Raw genomic sequence first — 17,803 nt, 5'->3', positions numbered from 1 at the left:
CCCCGGTGCGGGCACCGGACATCCGGGAGCGTCAATTCTTCGTGTGGTGGTTCCGGGCGGGGCCCAGGGCTGCCTGGTTGGCAGCCCGTCGGGTCACGCCTCGGGGGTCTCGACCGGAGCCTCGGCGGCCTCGGCCTCGACGACCGGAGCCTCAGCGGCCTCGGTCTCGGCGGCCGGAGCCTCGGACGTCTCCTCGGAGGCGACGCCCTGACGCTCGGCCTTGCGTGCGGCCTGGGCCTCACGCGCCTCGGCCATGGCCTCGGTCTTCTTCTTGTGCGGGCCGAGAACCATGATCATGTTCCGGCCGTCCTGCTTCGGGTTGGACTCGATGAAGCCAAGCTCCTCGACGTCCGACGCCAGCCGCTGCAGCAGCCGGAAACCAAGCTCGGGACGGGACTGCTCACGACCACGGAACATGATCGTGATCTTGACCTTGTCACCCTGCTTGAGGAACCGGACGACGTGACCCTTCTTGGTGTCATAGTCGTGCGGGTCGATCTTCGGCCGGAGCTTCATCTCCTTGATGACCGTGTGCGCCTGGTTCTTGCGCGCCTCACGGGCCTTCATGGCCGACTCGTACTTGAACTTCCCGTAGTCCATGAGCTTGCACACGGGCGGACGGGCGTTCGCCGCGACCTCGACCAGGTCGAGGTCGTACTCCTGTGCGAGCTCCAGGGCCTTGGCAAGCGGAACAATCCCGACCTGCTCGCCGCTGGGTCCGACAAGTCGCACCTCGGGAACGCGAATCCTGTCGTTGATGCGGGGCTCGGCGCTGATGGATCCTCCTCGGTAGCACCACGCGACCGCCTGGCGGACGGACGCGCATGTCTGTTTCTTTGGACCAACCGAGCCGAAACGCAAAAAACGCCCCGGACGGGACACAGGCGGGGCTCCACGGAAATACCGGAGCACCGCCGCGGTCAACCGCGGGGCGCACATCGGGCGGCTCCATCGTCCGTACGGAACGATGGTCGCCACCTGACCGGTGACCCGCCACCCGTGAGGGTGGTCAGGTGGGAGTACGGAGCCTCCACTTGTGGGCCGGGCACACAGGTGTCCGGCCGGTCGTTACACAAGGTTAGCAGGACCCGGCGGTCTCCGCTAACCGAGGACCGGCATATCGTATGAGGCATGAGCGAGACGCCCCAGAACGAGTCCCCGGACTCCCCCGACTCCGCCGAGTCCCCCGACTTCGACGCCATGACCCGCGACATCGCGGAGGTCCCCGCGGTCGAGGTGATCGTGACCGTCGCCGTCAACCTGATGAGCGCCGCCGCGGTGAAGCTCGGGCTCACCGAGGAGGGCGACAAGTACAAGGACCTCGACGAGGCCCGCAAGCTGGTGCACGCACTCGCGGGCCTGCTGGACGCCGGTGCGACGGAGGTCTCCTCCTTCCACGCGGCTCCCCTGCGGGACGGCCTGAAGTCCCTCCAGCTCGCCTTCCGCGAGGCGTCCTTGATCCCGGACGAGCCGGGCCAGGGACCGGGCGAGAAGTACACGGGGCCGGTGTACGGCTAGGACCCGGTGTACGTCTTACCTCTTTACGTAGAAGGGCTCGCCCGGAGGCGTGGCCGAGGCCGGCAGGAGTGCCAGGTCGAGGCCCCGCACCAGGCGGGCCCTCAGTGTTTCGTCGGCGGCCAGGGCGCGGGCCACGCGCTGGGCGGCCTCCGCCGGGGAGCCGCCCTCGGCGAGGACCAGGGCGAGGGTGCCGTCGGCGGCGCCGGGGCCCAGATGGGCGCGGAGCACCGCGGGCTCGGCGGCGACGGCGGCCCGTACCGCTTCCCGTACGGCGGGGTCGTCGAGCGGGTCGGCGCTGGTACGGCCCTCGGCGAGGGCGAGCAGGGCCGGTCCGGTCAGCTGGTACGGCACCGGGCCCGCGAGGTCCAGGACGACCGTGTCGGCCTTCTCGTGCGCGGCGGCCTGGAGCGCCTGGTGGAGCGGGACGGCCACGGGCCGGGCCTCCGGGTCCCACAGGGCGAGCGAGGCGATCGAGGTGAAGGCGGGCAGGGCGCGCCGGTCACCGGCCGTGAGCGTGGGGACCGCCATGTCGCTGGTCTTCTCGCGGCGCAGGCCGTTCTCGTCGGTCTCGACCTCGCCGAGGACGGCGACCACGGGGACGAGCAGCCGGGCCTCGCGCAGCGCGTCGAGGACGGGGCCGTGGGCGGTTCTGTCCTCCGCCCAGGCCGCGAGGGCCGCGGCGAGCCGCGGGTCGGCGGTGCCGTCGTCGTCGGAGAAACCGGGGTCCGGGATGTTCTTGAGCGCCACGCGACGAGCCTAACCGCCGTGCGGGGAGGCTCGGCCCGCCGGGTCCTCAGGAGGTCCGGCGGGCGCGCCGGAGGATCACCGCGGTGAGGAGGAGCAGGGCGCCGAGGCCGCCCGCGAGGGGGGCGAGGAGGCCGATGGGGCGGCTCTCCTCGGGGGCGGGCAGCGGTCCCGGGCCGAAGTACCGGCCCTGGTAGCCGGTGGCCGTGTTCTTGGGGTCGCCGCCCTTGATCTTCGCGCCGGCCTCGATAGCGGCGGCGGGGTCGACCGTCCCGTACCCCTTGGCGTCGCTGCGGCCGTCCTTCGGCCGGTTGCGGGCGGTGTCGATGAGCAGCCGCTTGACCTGGGCCGGGGTGAGGTCGGGGTGCGCGGAGCGGACGAGTGCGACGGCTCCGGAGGCGAACGCGGCGGCGGCGCTGGTGCCCCAGCCCTCGTAGTAGCGGCGGTCGGGGTCGGCGATGGCGATGTCGACGCCGGGGGCGCTGACGGTGGCGTACCAGCGGCGGGTGGAGAAGGAGGCGTGGGTGCCGTAGCGGTCGACCGCGGTGACGGCGATGACGCCGGGGTAGGCGGCCGGGTAGGAGATGTGGTCGCCCTTCTCGCCGCCGTTGCCGGCGGAGGCGACGACGGAGACGCCCTTCGAGAGCGCGTACTGGACGGCGGCGTCCTCGCCCGCGTCCGGGTGGGCGGACTTGGAGTCGTCGCCGAGGGACATGTTGATGACGTCGGCGCCGTGGTCGGCGGCCCAGCGGATGCCTTCGGCGAGGGCGGTGCCCCGGGTCTTGCGGGCCTTGTCGCGGGACTTGTCGGCGCCTTCGAGGATGACCCGGACGGGCAGGATCTTCGCGTCCGGGGCGATGCCGAGGACGCCGTCGCCGCCGTCGGGGCCGTGGCCGTGCCCGGCGATGATCCCGGCCATGGCGGTGCCGTGCCGGGCCCAGGCGCGGTCGCCCCGGGAGGCGCCGAAGCCGATGAGGTCGCGGCCGGTGAGGACCGAACCCGCCAGGTCGGGGTGTTCGGCGTCGACGCCGGTGTCGAGGACGGCGACCGTGACGCCCTCGCCCTTGGTCGTACGCCAGGCCTCCGAGGTGTGCATGGCTTCGAGGCCCCACTGACGGGCCCGGATGGTGTCGGCGTACGCGGGCGTGGCGGTGGCGGGCAGCACGGCGAAGGCGGTGGCGAGGAGGACGGCCGCGGGCGTACGGAGGCGGGTTCGGGGACGGATCACCGGGCGTCCTTCTCCTTGGCCGGCGGGGCGACGGCCGTGCGCAGCAGCTGTTCGAAGCGGACGGTGATGTTCTTGGCCTCGTGGCCGAGGCCGGACTGCGCGGTGGCGTCGGTGCGGCCCTGGGCCATGGCCCGGTCGGCCGGCTGAGGGCCGTCGACGGCCCTGCCGTCGGCGAATCCGGAGACGGCGGTGACGACGACGGGGAGGTCGACGGGGGCGTTCAGCCACCAGCTCGCGCGCTGCTTCGCGCCGAATCGGGCGGCGACGGTGCCGGGGCCGGGGAGCGCCGGGGGGACGTCCGCGCCGACGCGGGCGGTGAGGCCCTGGCCGAGGGTGCGCTGGGTGGTGGCGTCGGCGCGGGTGAAGACGAGGCCGACGGTGATCACGCTGCTGGCGGTGGCGTCGGTGTACGTGGCGCGCAGGACGCGCTCGCAGCCGAGCGGCCGGAGGGTGGCGAGCAGGTTCTTGGCCAGGACGGCGGGTGTACAGGCGGTGTCCGGGGCGACGACGATCCGGGTCCAGGTGCGCGCGGCGGCGCCCGGGCCGGCGCCGGGGCCGGCCAGGGTGCGGGGGAAGAGGGTGTCGACGGGGGCGTTGTGCCAGAGGTCCTTGGCCTCGGTGTACCCGGCCGGTTCGGCGGGCTCCCCGGGCTCGGCGGCGGCCAGCCACACCCCGGCGAACGCGCCGCCGATGAGCCCGATCCCGAGCACGGCGCAGACGCCGACGGCGATGGCCCGCCCGGTCCGCCGCTCCCGCACGGGCCGCAGCCGCGTGGTGGTCTCGACGGGAGCCTCGGGCGGCAGGGCGACGGCCCGGTGACCGTGGGTGTGGCCGTACGGGGTGACGGACCGCGCGTGATGCGGAACGGTCCGCGCGGCGGGCGCCGGGGCGGCGGCGGGGAGGGGACCGGCGGGTGCGTGACCCGCATGCGCGGGAGCGGGGACCGCGGGCGCCGGAGGCACGGGGCGGGGTGTCGACCGGGGCGGGGCGGGGGCTACGGGCGCGGAGGGTGCCGTCGACGCGGTCCCGGGGCGGGGCGGAGTGGCGGGCGCCTGGCGGGGCGGAGTCGCGGGCACCGGAGCCGCGGGGCCCGACGCCGGACGGGACGAAGCCGGCGGCGCCGCGGTCACCCGCGGCGGAGCCACCGGGCCGGACGCGGGCCGGGACGGTGCCGCCGGAGGGGTTATCGGGCGGGACGGGGACACGGGCGAAGCCGCGGGCCCGGACACCGGAGGAAGCGGAACCCCGGGCGCCGGAGCCGCCGCGCCGGAGGCCGGACGAGACGGTGACGCAGCCGCCGCGCCGGAGGCCGGAGCCTTCGCGTCGGGCGTCGGGCGGGGCCGCGCCGTCGGCCTCGGGGGTGCCACGTCGTCCGGGCCGATCGCGCGCAGGCGGGTGGTGGTCTCCAGTTCGGACGGTTCCGGCGTGGGGTCCGGGCGGAGGCCGGGAAGCAGGGCTTCCGTGATGCGGGAGGTCGTGCCGGGGCGCTGTTCGCCGGTCATCCCCGTCCCCCCGCTCGTGTCGACAATGCCCGTCACTCTACGGGCTGTTCCCCCTGGCACGGGAACTCAGGGGCTACCCACTCGTAAACCTGTCTGGCAAGCTCGGGCCATGACTCCCCGTGCCGCCGACCGGGCCCGATACGACCGGGCCACCGCTCATCTCGACGCGCCCGTGGCGATCGTCGACCTGGAGGCCTTCGACGCCAACGCGGCGGACCTCGTTCGCCGGGCCGGCGGCAAGCCCGTCCGCGTCGCGAGCAAGTCCGTGCGGTGCCGGGCGCTCCTGGAGCGGGTGCTCGCGCGGGAGGGCTTCGCCGGGATCATGTCGTTCACGCTCGACGAGTCGCTGTGGCTGGCCCGCGCCGGGTTCGAGGACGTTCTCCTCGCGTACCCCTCGGCGGACCGCTCCGGGTTCGGCGAGCTGGCTCGGGACCCCAAGCTGGCCGCCGCCGTGACCGTGATGGTCGACGACGTGGCCCAGCTGGATCTGATCGACGCCTCCCGAGCGGGCGGCACCGAGGAGGTCCGGGTCTGCCTGGAGCTGGACACCGCGCTCAGTCTCCTCGGCGGCCGGATACGGGTCGGTGCCCGCCGTTCCCCGCTGCGCGAGCCCGCGCAACTGGCGGAGCTGGCCCGCTCGGTGGTGCGCCGCCCCGGGTTCCGGCTGGTAGGGATCATGGCGTACGAGGGGCATGTCGCGGGGGTCGGGGACGCGGTCGCGGGTCGGCCGCTGCGTTCGCGGGCGATCCGGCTGATGCAGGCGGCGGCCCGCCGGGAGCTGGCCGAGCGCAGGGCGGCCGTGGTGCGGGCCGTCCGGGCGGTGGCGCCGGACCTGGAGTTCGTGAACGGCGGCGGCACCGGCAGTGTGCAGCACACGGCCGCCGAGGACGCGGTGACGGAGATCGCCGCGGGTTCGGGGCTCTTCGTGCCGCGGCTCTTCGACAACTACACCTCGTTCAGTGGCCGGCCGGCCGCGCTCTTCGCGCAGCCCGTCGTCCGTCGGCCGGGGGTCGGGGTGGTGACCGTCCTCGGGGGTGGCTATCCGGCGTCCGGGGCTGCCGGGCCCGACCGGCTGCCCGTGCCGTATCTGCCCGAGGGGCTGAAGTACGACCCCCAGGAGGGTCCCGGCGAGGTGCAGACCCCGCTGATCGGCTCGCCGGCCGACGATCTGCGGATCGGCGACAAGGTGTGGTTCCGACACGCGAAGGCCGGCGAGCTGTGCGAGCGGTTCGAGAGCCTGCGGCTGATCGAGGGCGATCGGATCACGGACACCGTGCCGACGTACCGCGGCGAAGGCCAGACCTTCCTCTAGGAGACGTTCAGAGGACCTGGGCCGGCGGGAAGACCTTGTCCTGCTGGTCCGGGATCACGCTTCCGTCGGACCGCCGGACCGGTTCCGCCGTGCCGTCGCTCGCCGTGTAGCCGGTGGTGGCGCAGGGGTACGGGGTGGCTTTCCGCTGCTTCGGCTCGATGAACATGGGGTTGACGATCCAGCGGCCGTCGCCGTTCTCGTACGCCCGGCACATGAGTTCGTTCTTGTTGCGGTTGAGGACCAGACGCAGGCCGGTGGCGTCTCGCAGGAACGAGATGTCGGTGTCGGAGTCCCCCGCTGCGAACACCTGGCGCCGGGACGCGGGCTGTACGCGCTCGGCGGCGGGGCCGCGGACGCCGAAGATCTCCTGGTTGATCCAGCAGCGCTTGCCGTCGATGTAGGTGATCGTCGTGTCTTCGCCGTCCCGTACCGTCCCACAGCCCTTGAGGTGGGCGGTGAGCCGGCCGTGGTCGGTGGTGTTGCGGATGCCGAGGGCGTGGGAGGGCGCGACGCCGACGCCCTCGGCCCAGACGTCGACGACGGGTTCGGGTGAGGCGGAGACGATCCAGACGTCGAAGCCGGCGTCCTGGAGGGTACGGATCAGGTCGCGCTGCTGTGGGTAGTAGCGGACCCAGCCGGTGACCTGGGCGGTGCCGACGCGCTGGGTGGCGCCCTGCGGCGCCGCCAGGTTCTCGGCGCGGGCGGCCGCGGCGAACGACTCGACCTGGCGGGTGGTCCAGCCGCGCAGGAGCTGGGCGAGCCAGGCGTACTGGGGTTCCATGCGGCGGCGGTCGTACCCCGCGAAGGCGCTCTTCCCGGCGCTGGTGGCGCCCGAGCCGTAGACGGAGAGGAGCTCGTCTGCGCAGCGGGTGTCCGTGGAGGTGGGCAGCGCCCGTACGCCGGTGGGGCAGGCGCCGGCCAGGGAGGCCGCGGCCTCCGGGGTGAGGTGGCGACTGGTGGCGGACCAGTCGCCGTGCCGGGGAGGGCGTATGCGGTCGTTGCGGAGGAGCCAGTAGAAGGTGGCGTCGCCGACGTCGTTCTTGATGACGGTGTTGTCCCAGTCGAAGACCGCGACGGGCTTCCTCCCCTTGGCCCCCTTGGCCCCCTTGTCCCCCTTGTCCCGGCAGTGGTCGGCCACGAGGGCGTCGATGCGGGCCTTGTTGTCGCCGTACCAGCCCTCGGAGGTCTTCAGGGTGGGGCAAGGGCGAGGCGTGCGGTGCTCCCGGGGCTCGGCCTCGGCGGTGGTGGCGGAGACGAGGCTCGTCGCGGCGAGGGCGAGGGCGGCGGTGACGACGGATGTACGGAGCCGGGCACGCTGGTTCATGATCACTCTCCTGTCGGGGGCTGCTGCGGACGCCGGACAGCCGGGCGCCTTGCGACGCCCGGCTGCCGGGTGGGGATGTGGGGGGGGTGTGGGGGGTGTGGCGGCGGTCTAGAGCGGGGTCACGTACGCGCCCGCGATGCCTCCGTCGACCAGGAAGTCGCTGGCGTTGACGAAGGAGGAGTCGTCGCTCGCGAGGAAGGCGACCGCGGCCGCGATCTCCTCGGGCTCGGCGAAGCGGCCGACGGGGATGTGGACGAGGCGGCGCGCGGCCCGCTCGGGATCCTTGGCGAACAGTTCCTGGAGGAGCGGGGTGTTGACGGGCCCGGGGCAGAGGGCGTTGACGCGGATGCCCTCGCGGGCGAACTGGACGCCCAGCTCGCGGGACATCGCGAGCACGCCGCCCTTGGAGGCGGTGTACGAGATCTGGCTGGTGGCCGCGCCCATGATCGCGACGAAGGACGCGGTGTTGATGATGGAGCCCTTGCCCTGGCGGCGCATGTACGGCAGGGCGGCCTTGCAGCACAGGTAGACCGAGGTGAGGTTGACGTCCTGGACGCGCTTCCAGGCCTCCAGGCCGGTCTCCAGGATGGAGTCGTCCTCGGGGGGCGAGATGCCGGCGTTGTTGAAGGCGATGTCGACGGAGCCGTAGGTGTCGAAGGCGGTCTTGAACAGCGCCTCGACCTGCTCGGGGTCGGTGACGTCGACCTTGACGAAGGTTCCGCCGACCTCCTCGGCGGCGGCCTTGCCGGCCACCTCGTCGATGTCGCCGCAGACGACGTTGGCGCCCTCGGAGGCGAAGCGGCGGGCGGTGGCGAGGCCGATGCCGCTGCCGGCTCCGGTGATGACGGCGGTACGGCCGACCAGGCGGCGGCAGACGTTCTCTTCGGTGCTGGTCATGGGTGCTCAGGCCTCCGTGCTGATGAAGACGTTCTTGGTTTCGGTGAAGGCGGTCAGGGCGTCGGGGCCGAGTTCGCGGCCGAGGCCGGACTGCTGGTAGCCGCCGAACGGGGTCCAGTAGCGGACGCTGGAGTGGGAGTTGACGGAGAGGTTGCCGGCCCGGACGGCTCGGGAGGCGCGCAGGGCGCGGCCGACGTCCCGGGTCCAGATGGAGCCGGACAGGCCGTACTCGGTGGCGTTGGCGAGGCGGATCGCGTCGGCCTCGTCCTCGAAGGGGAGGACGACGGCGACGGGTCCGAAGATCTCCTCGACGGAGCAGGGGGCGTCCTCCGCCACGCCGGTGAGGACGGTCGGCGGGAACCAGAAGCCGGGGCCCTCGGGGGCCTTGCCCCGGATGCCGGGGAGGTCGTCGGTGACGTAGGAGCGGACGCGGTCGAGTTGGGCGCGGGAGATGAGCGGGCCCATCTGGGTGCGCTCGTCGGCGGGGTCGCCGACGACGATCTCCTCGATCGCGGGGGTGAGGAGCTCCATGAAGCGGTCGTACGCGCTCCGCTGGACGAGGATGCGGGTGCGGGCGCAGCAGTCCTGGCCGCTGTTGTCGAGGAAGGCCATCGGCGCCGCGGCGGCGGCCGCCTCGATGTCCGCGTCGGCGAAGACGATGTTGGGGCTCTTGCCGCCGAGTTCGAGGGTGACCCGCTTCACCTGGTCGGCGCACTTCGCCATGATCGACTTTCCGACCCTGGTGGAGCCGGTGAAGACGATCTTGGCGATGCCGGGGTGCTCGACGAGGGCGTTTCCGGCGACCGGGCCGGTGCCGGGGAGGACCTGGAAGAGGCCTTCGGGCAGACCCGCCTCCAGGGCGAGTTCGGCGAGCCGGAGCGCGGTGAGCGGGGTGGTCTCGGCGGGCTTGAGGAGGACGGCGTTGCCGGCGGCGAGGGCGGGTGCGGTGGCCCAGGCGGCGATCGGCATGGGGAAGTTCCAGGGGGCGATGACGCCGACGACCCCGAGCGGTTCGAGGATCGTGATGTCCAGGCCGCCGGCCACCGGGATCTGCCGTCCGTTGAGGCGTTCCACTCCCCCGGCCGCGAAGTCGAGCAGGTCGCGGACGTTGCCCGCCTCCCAGCGGGCGTTGCCGATGGTGTGGCCGGCCTCGGTCACTTCGAGCCGGGCCAGTTCCTCGACGTGCTCGTCGACGACGGCGGCGAAGCGGCGGAGCAGCCGGGCCCGGTCGGCGGGCGCCGCGGCGGCCCAGCCGCGCTGGGCGGCGGCGGCCCGTGCGACGGCGGCGTCCACGTCGGCGGCGGTGGCGGCGGGGACGGTGGCGACCGGCTCCTCGGTCGCCGGGTTCAGTACCTGGAGCAACTCAGTCCTCTCAGAGGCGTACGCGGGGGAGGTCCGGATCAGTGGCGTTCGAAGGAGCGGCGCAGTTCCCAGTCGGTCACGGCCGCGTCGAAGGCATCGAGTTCGACGCGGGCCATGTTGCGGTAGTGGGCGACGACCTCGTCCCCGAAGGCGGCCTTGGCGATCTCGCTGGTCTCCCAGAGTTCGGCGGCCTCGCGCAGGGTGGTGGGCACGTGCGCGTACTCGGCGGTGTAGGCGTTCCCGGTGCAGGGCTCGGGGAGTTCGAGCTTCTGCTCGATGCCGTACAGACCGGCGGCGACCAGGCCGGCGACGGCGAGGTACGGGTTGACGTCGCCGCCGGGGAGGCGGTTCTCGAAGCGGGTGGAGCGGCCGTGGCCGACGACCCGGAGCGAGCAGGTGCGGTTGTCGTGGCCCCAGGCGACGGCGGTGGGCGCGAAGGAGCCGGGCTGGAACCGCTTGTAGGAGTTGATGTTGGGGGCGTAGAGGAGGGAGAAGTCGCGGAGGGCGGCGAGCTGTCCGGCGAGGAAGTGCCGCATGGTCGCGGACATGCCTCCCCCAAGCTCTCGGCTTCGCTCGAGCAGGGGGGACCCCCCTGCGTCGTCCCCTGCCATCACGTTCGTCCCCTCGGCGTTCTGGAGGGAGAGGTGGATGTGGCAGGAGTTGCCCTCGCGCTCGTTGTACTTCGCCATGAAGGTGAGCGAGTAGCCCTCCTGGGCGGCGATCTCCTTGGCGCCCGTCTTGTAGACGGCGTGCCCGTCGCAGGTGGCGAGGGCCTCGTCGTATTTGAAGGCGATCTCGTGCTGGCCGGGGTTGCACTCGCCCTTGGCGGACTCGACGGTGAGTCCGGCGCCGGTCATCTCGTTGCGGATGCGGCGCAGAAGGGGTTCGATGCGTCCGGTGCCGAGGACGGAGTAGTCGATGTTGTACTGGTTGGCGGGGGTGAGGCCGCGGTAGTTCGCGTCCCAGGCCTGCTCGTAGCTGTCCTGGAAGACGATGAACTCGAGTTCGGTGCCGACGTGGGCGGTGAAGCCGTGCTCCGCGAGGCGCTCCAGCTGGCGCCGGAGGATCTGGCGGGGCGCCGCGACGACGGGGGTGCCGTCGCCCCAGGCGAGGTCCGCCGTCACCATGGCGGTGGCCTCGTTCCAGGGGAGGCGGCGGAGGGTGGTGAGGTCGGGGTGCATCGCGAAGTCGCCGTAGCCGCGGTCCCAGGAGGACATCTCGTAGCCGTCGACGGTGTTCATCTCGGTGTCGACGGCCAGAAGATAGTTGCAGCCCTCGGTGCCGTGGCCGAGTACCTCGTCCAGGAAGAACGGGGCGGCGAACCGCTTGCCCTGGAGCCGTCCCTGCATGTCGGGGAAGGCCAGGACGACGGTGTCGATCTCGCCGCTCGCGACGAGGGCACGGAGCTCCTCGACGGTGAGCGGGGGTTTGCGGTCTGCCACGGGATTGCTCCTCCTTCGGCCTGCCGGAAGCCATAAGGTATTGCGGAAGACCATTGCTTGGGAAGTGCTGACGAAGGGGAATCGAGAACGTGGCCAGTACGAGTGAATCGGCGGACCGGCTGACGCCCGTGCTGCGGCCGGTCCGGGCGGGCAACGGCTTCGAGGAGGCCCTGGAGCAGATCCTCCAGGTGGTACGGCTCGGACTCGTGCCCGACGGGGAGCGGCTGCCCGCCGAGCGGGAGCTGGCCGACCGGATGGGGATCAGCCGGGTCACCCTGCGCGAGGTGCTGAAGGTCCTCCAGGAGCAGGGGCTCGTGGAGAGCCGGCGCGGCCGCTACGGCGGCACGTTCGTACTGCCCCGCGTCCAGACCGCCGACGAGGACGAGCTGCGCCGCCGGATCGCCACCGTCGACATGGAGGACACCCTGCGCTTCCGTGAGGTCCTGGAGGTGGGGGCCGCCGGGCTCTGCGCGGCGCACGGCCTCGACGCGGCGGGCGCCGAGCGGCTGCGGACGGCCGTGGCGGCGACCCATGACGCCCCGCTGGCCGATTACCGCCGCCAGGACACCCTGCTCCACCTGACGCTGGCCGAGCTCTCCGGCTCGCCGACGCTCACCGCCCAGTACGCCGCCGTCCGGGCGACCGTGAACGACCTGCTCGACTGCATCCCCCTGCTCGTACGCAACCTGGAGCACTCCCAGCACCAGCACACCGCGGTGGTGGAGGCGGTCCTCGACGGGGACGCGGACGCGGCGCGTGAGGTGATGCGGGAGCACTGCTCGGGGACGGCGGCGCTGCTGCGCGGGTTCTTGACATGAGGCGTGCGTCCCCGGGTACGTAACCCGAAAGTAACGCAGGGGGGTTGCGCTCTCACCTCGGCACCGCAAAGGTATGGCTCCAATCCATTGGGCCCGTTTGCGGGGAGCTGACGCTGCCATGACGCTCGAAGAAACCACCGGGAGCACCACCCCACCGCAGGACGACTATCTGGAGCGCCGCGCCCTGCGCCGCGGCAGCGCCGGGTGGCTGCTGCTCACCGGGCTCGGCGTCGCCTACGTCGTCTCCGGGGACTTCTCCGGCTGGAACATCGGCCTCTCCAAGGGCGGCTTCGGCGGACTCGCCGTCGCCACCGTCCTGATGGGCGCGATGTACGCCTGTCTGGTCTTCGCCCTCGCCGAACTCTCCGCCATCCTGCCCACCGCGGGCGGCGGCTACGGCTTCGCCCGCCGGGCGCTCGGCACCTGGGGCGGGTTCCTCACCGGCACCGCGATCCTCATCGAGTACATCCTGGCGCCCGCCGCGATCTCGATCTTCATCGGCGACTACGTCGAGTCCCTCGGCCTCTTCGGCCTGGAGTCCGGCTGGCCCGTCTACCTGGTCTGCTTCGCGCTCTTCATCGGGATCCACCTCTGGGGCGTGGGCGAGGCCCTGCGCTTCAGCCTGATCGTGACGGCGATCGCGGTCGCCGCGCTCGTCATCTTCGCGCTCGGCGCCTTCACCGACTTCCACGTCGACGGACTGAACGACATCCCCGTCGACGGCGAGGCCTTCGGCGCCAACTCCTGGCTGCCGTTCGGTCTGCTCGGGATCTGGGCCGCGTTCCCCTTCGGCATGTGGTTCTTCCTGGGCGTCGAGGGCGTGCCGCTCGCCGCCGAGGAGGCGAAGGACCCGGTGCGCTCGATGCCGAGGGCCCTCGCGATCTCCATGGGCATCCTGGTGCTGCTCGCCGTGATGACCTTCTTCGCCGCGACCGGGGCGCGCGGCTCGGCCGCCGTCCAGGAGGCGGGCAACCCGCTGGTCGTGGCGCTCCAGGGCGACGGGGACCCGACGGCGCTCAGCCGGTTCGTGAACTACGCGGGCCTCGCCGGCCTGGTCGCGTCCTTCTTCTCCCTCATCTACGCGGGCTCGCGCCAGCTCTTCGCGCTCTCCCGCGCGGGCTATCTGCCCCGCTTCCTCTCCCTCACCAGCCGCCGCAAGTCGCCGTACCTGGGGCTGCTCATCCCGGGCGCGATCGGCTTCGCACTCGCCGCGGGGACCGGGGACGGGGCCCGGATGCTGAACATCGCCGTGTTCGGCGCCACCATCTCGTACGCCCTGATGGCGCTCTCCCACATCGTGCTGCGGCGCCGTGAGCCGGGCCTGCACCGGCCGTACCGCACGCCGGGCGGCGTCGTGACCTCGTCGGTGGCGTTCGTCCTCGCACTGTCGGCCCTGGTCGCGACCTTCCTGGTGGACCGGACGGCGGCCTTCATGGCACTCGGGGTGTACGCGATCGCCCTCGCCTACTTCGCGTTCTACAGTCGACACCATCTGGTGGCCAGGGCGCCCGAGGAGGAGTTCGCGGCACTCGCGGCCGCCGAGGCCGAACTCGAACGCGACTGACCGCCCGTACCCGCCCACTCCCCCACAACCCCGCTCCCGCCCACCCCGCTCTCCCGGAGGACGTTCCGTGCCCAAGCCGCTCATCGGCGTGACCACCTACCTGGACCAGGCCCGCTGGGGCGTGTGGGACATGCGGGCCGCGCTGCTCCCCGCGCCGTACCCGCGGCTCGTCCAGGCGAGCGGGGGGATCGCGGTGATGCTGCCGCCGGACGATCCGGAGGCCGCCGCGGCGGTCGTGGCCCGGCTCGACGGGCTGGTGATCGCGGGCGGAGCGGACGTGGAGCCCGTACGGTACGGGGCCGAGCGCGACGACCGGACCGGCCCGCCGGCCCGGGAACGCGACGCGTGGGAGCTGGCCCTGATCGACGCGGCCCTGGCCTCCGGGACCCCGTTGCTCGGCATCTGCCGGGGCATGCAGCTCCTGAACGTGGCCCTGGGCGGGACGCTGGTCCAGCACCTGGACGGGCACGTCGAGGCGGTCGGGGTGATCGGCCGGCATGCGGTGAAGCCGGTGCCGGGAAGCCGGTACGCCTCCCTGGTGCCCGAGCTCACCGAGGTCCCGACCTACCACCACCAGGCCGTGGACCGGCTGGGCACGGGGCTCGCGGTCTCCGCCCACGCGGAGGACGGCACGGTGGAGGCCGTCGAGCTGGCCGCCCCGGCCTGGGCCCTCGGCGTCCAGTGGCACCCGGAGATGGGCGAGGACCTGCGGGTGATGCGGGGCCTGGTCGAGGCGGCGGGGGTACGCCGGGACTGACGGTCCCCGCGAGGCACCGGTCCGCGGTGGTGGAGCGCGCACCGCCCCCCGTCGTCAGCCCCGGGGCGCGGTGAGCGGGGTCCAGGTCTCCCGCCCCGCCGAGCAGGGGCCGCCGTCGTGCACCAGGAGGCGCCGCTCGGCGGGGTCGACGGCCACGGTGGCGAGGGTCGCCCACCGGCTGCCGAGACGGCCTTCGGCCGGGGCGTGACAGCACACCTCGGCACCGTCCTCCCTGTGGGCGGTGAGCAGGCCGACGAGCGCGTCGGCATCGGGTGTCTCGCCGTCGTGCCCGAGCGCCCGTGCGGTGAGCAGCCGGTGGCGGTCGTACGTCTCCGGCTCCCGGTGGCCGCGCAGTTCTCCGGCAGCGAGCGCCGGGGCGAGGAAGTGGTTGGTGCGCACCAGCCAGCCCCGGTCGTCCGGAGCGATCACGGCCGAGCCGCCCGGGGCGAGTTCCACGGACGCGGCCCGGTCCGCGGTGACCACGGTGATGACCGTGGAGGCCGAGACGGGTGCGCCGGTCAGCATGCCGACCGCCTCCGCGAACGACCCCGCCGTGCCCAGCACCTGACGGGCCACCAGATGGACGGGGACACCGGTCGCGGCGTCGTCCGCGTGGCCGAGGATGTTGAAGAGCACACCCACCCCGGCCTCGTTGACGCCGATCTTCGCGAGGATGCCGTGCTCGGTGATCCCGGCGAAGCCCCGGACGTCCCCGGTCACGGTCTGGAGGTGCCAGGCGTCGGCGAGTTCCCGGTGCCAGTCCCAGCACTGTCCGCCGGTGGTCCGGGGACCCGTGCGGACGAGGGTGGAGCACTCGCCCGTGCGGGGCGCGCCCGCCTCGGCGAGGATCTCGGTGCGGGCGTTGAGCGCGGCGATCGTCCAGAACGGCGTTCCGGCGCCTTCGGCGACCCCCTCCATCTCCTCGACGAGTTCCGGCGCCCAGGCCCGGGTCGCGTGGACGGTGCGGAGGGCGAGTGCGGGTACGTCGAGCGTCCGGCCGTTGCCGGCGGCGACGGTCTCGAAGAGCTCCTCGTACACCCGCCACGCGCGCGTGATGCCGGCGCGGGCCTGCCGGCCCCGGTCCTCGCCGCGGCGGCGGGGTGTGTCCCCCGCGATCCGGAGGGTCGTACGGCGAGGGCTGTTCACGCCTCCGCCCGGGCGGCGAGCAGGGTGCGGTCCTTGCGCATCAGGAGGGCGTAGAGGGTGGCGGCGACGACCATGCCGACGGGGAGGGAGAGGTCGACGCCGTCGAGGGCGGCGGCGCCCGGGCCCGTGTAGAGGGTGTTGACGCAGAGGGCCGCCGCGGTGACGCCGGCGACGAGCGCGAGGGCACCGGCCGGGTTGACGCCGGCGGTGTACCAGAAGGGGCTGCCGGGGGTCTCGTCCGAGAGCGCGAGGCCGTCGTAGCGACAGCGGCGGAGCAGGACGTCGGTGGCGTAGACGGCCATCAGCGGGCCGATCAGGACGGTGATGACCTGGAGGGCGTTGCTGACGGTGTCGAGGAAGTTGGAGACGAGCAGCCCGTAGAGGGTGAGGGCGACGGCGACGGCCCCGTCGAAGAGGACGCTGACGGAGCGTCGGATGCGGAGGCCGACGGCCTGGAGCGCGAGTCCGGCGCTGTACGCGGTCAGGGCGTTGATGGAGATGGTGCCGAGGACCAGGGCGAGCAGGAAGACCGGGACGAACCAGCCGGGCAGGATCTCCTGGAGCGCGGTCTGCGGGTCGGTCATGTCGACGGCGGTGGCGGCGAAGGCGCCGAGCGAGCAGACGACGACGCTCGGCAGGAAGGCGCCGAGCGCGTTCCACCCGATGATCGCCTTCTTGGAGGCGGTACGGGGCAGATAGCGGGAGAAGTCGGCGCTCGTGGTGTACGAGAGCGGGCCCGAGGCGATCATCGTGGTGCCGGCGAGGAGCAGGGCCCAGAGCTCGACTCCGCCGGGCTGCTGGGCGGGGGCGTACGAGAAGTCGGCGTGCTGCAGGACGGCGAACGCGACGACGGTGAAGGCCGCCGCGAGGACCAGGGTGATCGGCAGGTACAGCTTGATGATCAGGCCGTGCCCGTAGACGCTGATGATCAGCGTGAGCGCGGCGATGACCACGATGACGGCCACCTTGACCGGGGTGGTGGCCGTGATGCCCGCGTTCTCGACGAGCGCGAAGGCGGCGGTGGCCGCGGCGGCCAGGTTGAGCGCGAAGTAGCAGACGGAGACCAGCCAGCCGCCGACCGCGTTGTTCACGCGGTTGCCGAGGACGCCGTAGACGGCCCGGGTGATCACCTCGCTGGGCGCGCCGGCGGCCGGTCCCGAGGTGGCGAGGAGGCCCGGGAGCAGCCAGAACAGGTTGCCCACGACGGTCACGGCGACGGCCTGCCAGAGGTTCAGGCCCATCAGGACGAGGGCTCCGCCGACGACGAGGCTGAGGTAGTTGACGTTCGCCGCCGCCCACACGGAGAAGAGCTCGCGGGGGTGGCCGTGGCGCTCGGACTCGGGGATGTGGTCGATGCCGTGCGCCTCGATGCGGCCGGGCCGATCGATGTCCTGCAAGGCGACCTGTGCGCCCTGAGGGCCTGGGAGCGGGTCGGGGATCGTGGAAGCCATGCGGCCCTCCGGATGCGTGTGGTGCCCACCTGGTTGCTTATTGGTCGCACACTCAATAGCATCGCGGTTATGTCGTCAAGCGTCCAGCGCAAGAGAGTTCGGAAATCACCCGAAGCCCGGCGGGCGGAGATCGTGGAGACCGCCGCACGCGTGGCCCTGACCGAGGGGCTCGAGTGCGTCACCCTGCGGCGGATCGCCGAGGAGCTCGCCGTACGACCCGGTCTGATCAGCCACTACTTCCCCTCGGCGGAGGATCTGGTGGGCGAGGCGTTCAGCGTGGCCGCCACCGGCGAGCTCGACGCGCTGCTGCCCGCGGAGCGCCCCCACGGGACGCCCACGCAGTGGCTCGCGCGCTACTTCGCCCTCTCGGCGGGCGAGGCGTACGACGACATCAGCCGCCTGTGGATCAACGCCCGGCACCTCAGCCGCTACCGGCCCGTCCTGCGCGACCGTGTCACCGAACAGGAACTCGCCTCCGACGACCGCCTGGAGCAGCTCATCCGCGAGGGCGTCGCACGCGGCGAGTTCCGCACGGACGACCCTCGTGCCGCCGCCATCCAGATCCTGGTGGTGCTCGACGGCCTCGGCGCCCACGCCAACTCCGACCGGACCGACCGGCCGGACGCCGTGACCCGGATGGCCCTGACCACGGCGGAACGCGAACTCGGACTGCCGCACGGCGCGCTGACCGACGTACCGGCGCCCACCGAGCCCGCCTGACCGTCCCTCTCCCCCGAG

At 72.9% G+C, this 17,803-nt stretch carries 16 protein-coding genes; 6 read left to right on the top strand and 10 right to left on the bottom strand.

The window, feature by feature from the left end; translation table 11 throughout:
• Window positions 1-93 precede the first annotated feature (93 nt).
• Entirely contained in the window at window positions 94-777 is a 684-nt protein-coding gene (gene infC / locus OG259_RS32985) for a translation initiation factor IF-3 (protein ID WP_328947252.1), read from the bottom strand.
• 354 nt (window positions 778-1,131) lie between these two features.
• Here infC and OG259_RS32980 point away from each other — a divergent pair, with 354 nt between their 5' ends.
• On the top strand, window positions 1,132-1,518 hold the full coding sequence (locus OG259_RS32980) for a DUF1844 domain-containing protein (protein WP_266889881.1): 387 nt from the start codon (window positions 1,132-1,134) through the stop codon (window positions 1,516-1,518).
• Window positions 1,519-1,533: 15 nt separating this feature from the next.
• Here OG259_RS32980 and OG259_RS32975 read toward each other — a convergent pair whose 3' ends face one another.
• From OG259_RS32975 to OG259_RS32965, 3 genes are read right to left on the bottom strand one after another with little or no spacing between them, the layout of a single operon-like run.
• Entirely contained in the window at window positions 1,534-2,265 is a 732-nt protein-coding gene (locus tag OG259_RS32975) for an SseB family protein (protein WP_030316081.1), read from the bottom strand.
• A 46-nt stretch (window positions 2,266-2,311) separates the two neighbouring features.
• Window positions 2,312-3,490, bottom strand: a complete 1,179-nt coding sequence (gene mycP, locus OG259_RS32970) for a type VII secretion-associated serine protease mycosin (RefSeq protein ID WP_328945564.1) — start codon at window positions 3,488-3,490, stop codon at window positions 2,312-2,314.
• Window positions 3,487-4,452 (bottom strand): hypothetical protein, encoded by a 966-nt coding sequence (locus OG259_RS32965; protein ID WP_328945563.1) that lies wholly within the window; start codon window positions 4,450-4,452, stop codon window positions 3,487-3,489. Before OG259_RS32965 ends, mycP begins: the two co-directional genes overlap by 4 nt.
• 649 nt (window positions 4,453-5,101) lie before the next feature.
• Between OG259_RS32965 and OG259_RS32960 the strand changes: the two genes are divergently transcribed.
• The gene (locus OG259_RS32960) at window positions 5,102-6,304 is read left to right on the top strand and encodes an amino acid deaminase/aldolase (protein WP_328945562.1); all 1,203 of its coding nucleotides are present in this window, start codon (window positions 5,102-5,104) and stop codon (window positions 6,302-6,304) included.
• 7 nt (window positions 6,305-6,311) lie between these two features.
• On the opposite strand, the gene OG259_RS32955 is transcribed toward OG259_RS32960, so the two are convergent.
• The 4 genes from OG259_RS32955 to OG259_RS32940 all read right to left on the bottom strand — a co-directional run bounded on the left by OG259_RS32955 (window position 6,312) and on the right by OG259_RS32940 (window position 11,329).
• The gene (locus tag OG259_RS32955; RefSeq protein ID WP_328945561.1) at window positions 6,312-7,628 is read right to left on the bottom strand and encodes an HAD family hydrolase; all 1,317 of its coding nucleotides are present in this window, start codon (window positions 7,626-7,628) and stop codon (window positions 6,312-6,314) included.
• A 108-nt stretch (window positions 7,629-7,736) separates the two neighbouring features.
• On the bottom strand, window positions 7,737-8,525 hold the full coding sequence (locus OG259_RS32950) for a 3-oxoacyl-ACP reductase (RefSeq protein ID WP_328945560.1): 789 nt from the start codon (window positions 8,523-8,525) through the stop codon (window positions 7,737-7,739).
• A gap of 6 nt (window positions 8,526-8,531) precedes the next feature.
• A complete protein-coding gene (locus tag OG259_RS32945; RefSeq protein WP_328945559.1) occupies window positions 8,532-9,887 on the bottom strand; it encodes an aldehyde dehydrogenase family protein in 1,356 nt (451 codons plus the stop codon).
• Window positions 9,888-9,925: 38 nt separating this feature from the next.
• Window positions 9,926-11,329: a glutamine synthetase family protein gene (locus OG259_RS32940; RefSeq protein ID WP_328945558.1), complete on the bottom strand. Its 1,404-nt coding sequence runs from the start codon at window positions 11,327-11,329 to the stop codon at window positions 9,926-9,928.
• 89 nt (window positions 11,330-11,418) lie between these two features.
• On the opposite strand from OG259_RS32940, the gene OG259_RS32935 reads away from it, so the two are divergent.
• The 3 genes from OG259_RS32935 to OG259_RS32925 all read left to right on the top strand — a co-directional run bounded on the left by OG259_RS32935 (window position 11,419) and on the right by OG259_RS32925 (window position 14,468).
• Complete coding sequence (locus tag OG259_RS32935; RefSeq protein ID WP_328945557.1) at window positions 11,419-12,147, top strand: FadR/GntR family transcriptional regulator; 729 nt, start codon at window positions 11,419-11,421, stop codon at window positions 12,145-12,147.
• 118 nt (window positions 12,148-12,265) lie between these two features.
• Window positions 12,266-13,711: an ethanolamine permease gene (eat, locus tag OG259_RS32930; RefSeq protein WP_328945556.1), complete on the top strand. Its 1,446-nt coding sequence runs from the start codon at window positions 12,266-12,268 to the stop codon at window positions 13,709-13,711.
• Between the two features lie 67 nt (window positions 13,712-13,778).
• Complete coding sequence (locus OG259_RS32925) at window positions 13,779-14,468, top strand: gamma-glutamyl-gamma-aminobutyrate hydrolase family protein (RefSeq protein ID WP_328945555.1); 690 nt, start codon at window positions 13,779-13,781, stop codon at window positions 14,466-14,468.
• Between the two features lie 54 nt (window positions 14,469-14,522).
• On the opposite strand, the gene OG259_RS32920 is transcribed toward OG259_RS32925, so the two are convergent.
• Window positions 14,523-15,614 carry a C45 family peptidase gene (locus OG259_RS32920; RefSeq protein WP_328945554.1) on the bottom strand — a complete coding sequence of 364 codons (1,092 nt, stop codon included), beginning with the start codon at window positions 15,612-15,614 and terminating at the stop codon, window positions 14,523-14,525.
• Complete coding sequence (locus OG259_RS32915) at window positions 15,611-17,065, bottom strand: purine-cytosine permease family protein (protein ID WP_328945553.1); 1,455 nt, start codon at window positions 17,063-17,065, stop codon at window positions 15,611-15,613. The genes OG259_RS32920 and OG259_RS32915 overlap by 4 nt, the downstream gene beginning before the upstream one ends.
• Before the next feature lie 69 nt (window positions 17,066-17,134).
• Here OG259_RS32915 and OG259_RS32910 point away from each other — a divergent pair, with 69 nt between their 5' ends.
• Complete coding sequence (locus OG259_RS32910) at window positions 17,135-17,785, top strand: TetR/AcrR family transcriptional regulator (protein ID WP_328945552.1); 651 nt, start codon at window positions 17,135-17,137, stop codon at window positions 17,783-17,785.
• The last annotated feature ends 18 nt before the right edge of the window (window positions 17,786-17,803 follow it).

Source organism: Streptomyces sp. NBC_00250 (assembly GCF_036192275.1).
GTDB lineage: Bacteria > Actinomycetota > Actinomycetes > Streptomycetales > Streptomycetaceae > Streptomyces.
The sequence above is the reverse complement of the archived record's forward strand: the minus strand, read 5'-3'. Positions and strand labels throughout refer to the sequence as shown.

What these genes read in the sequence shown, in the direction of transcription:
- eat (WP_328945556.1), top strand. Translation starts at nt 12,266, where the DNA reads ATGACGCTCGAAGAAACCACCGGGAGCACCACCCCACCGCAGGACGAC.
- OG259_RS32915 (WP_328945553.1), bottom strand. Translation starts at nt 17,065, where the DNA reads ATGGCTTCCACGATCCCCGACCCGCTCCCAGGCCCTCAGGGCGCACAG.
- OG259_RS32910 (WP_328945552.1), top strand. Translation starts at nt 17,135, where the DNA reads ATGTCGTCAAGCGTCCAGCGCAAGAGAGTTCGGAAATCACCCGAAGCC.
- OG259_RS32960 (WP_328945562.1), top strand. Translation starts at nt 5,102, where the DNA reads ATGACTCCCCGTGCCGCCGACCGGGCCCGATACGACCGGGCCACCGCT.
- OG259_RS32955 (WP_328945561.1), bottom strand. Translation starts at nt 7,628, where the DNA reads ATGAACCAGCGTGCCCGGCTCCGTACATCCGTCGTCACCGCCGCCCTC.
- OG259_RS32980 (WP_266889881.1), top strand. Translation starts at nt 1,132, where the DNA reads ATGAGCGAGACGCCCCAGAACGAGTCCCCGGACTCCCCCGACTCCGCC.
- OG259_RS32950 (WP_328945560.1), bottom strand. Translation starts at nt 8,525, where the DNA reads ATGACCAGCACCGAAGAGAACGTCTGCCGCCGCCTGGTCGGCCGTACC.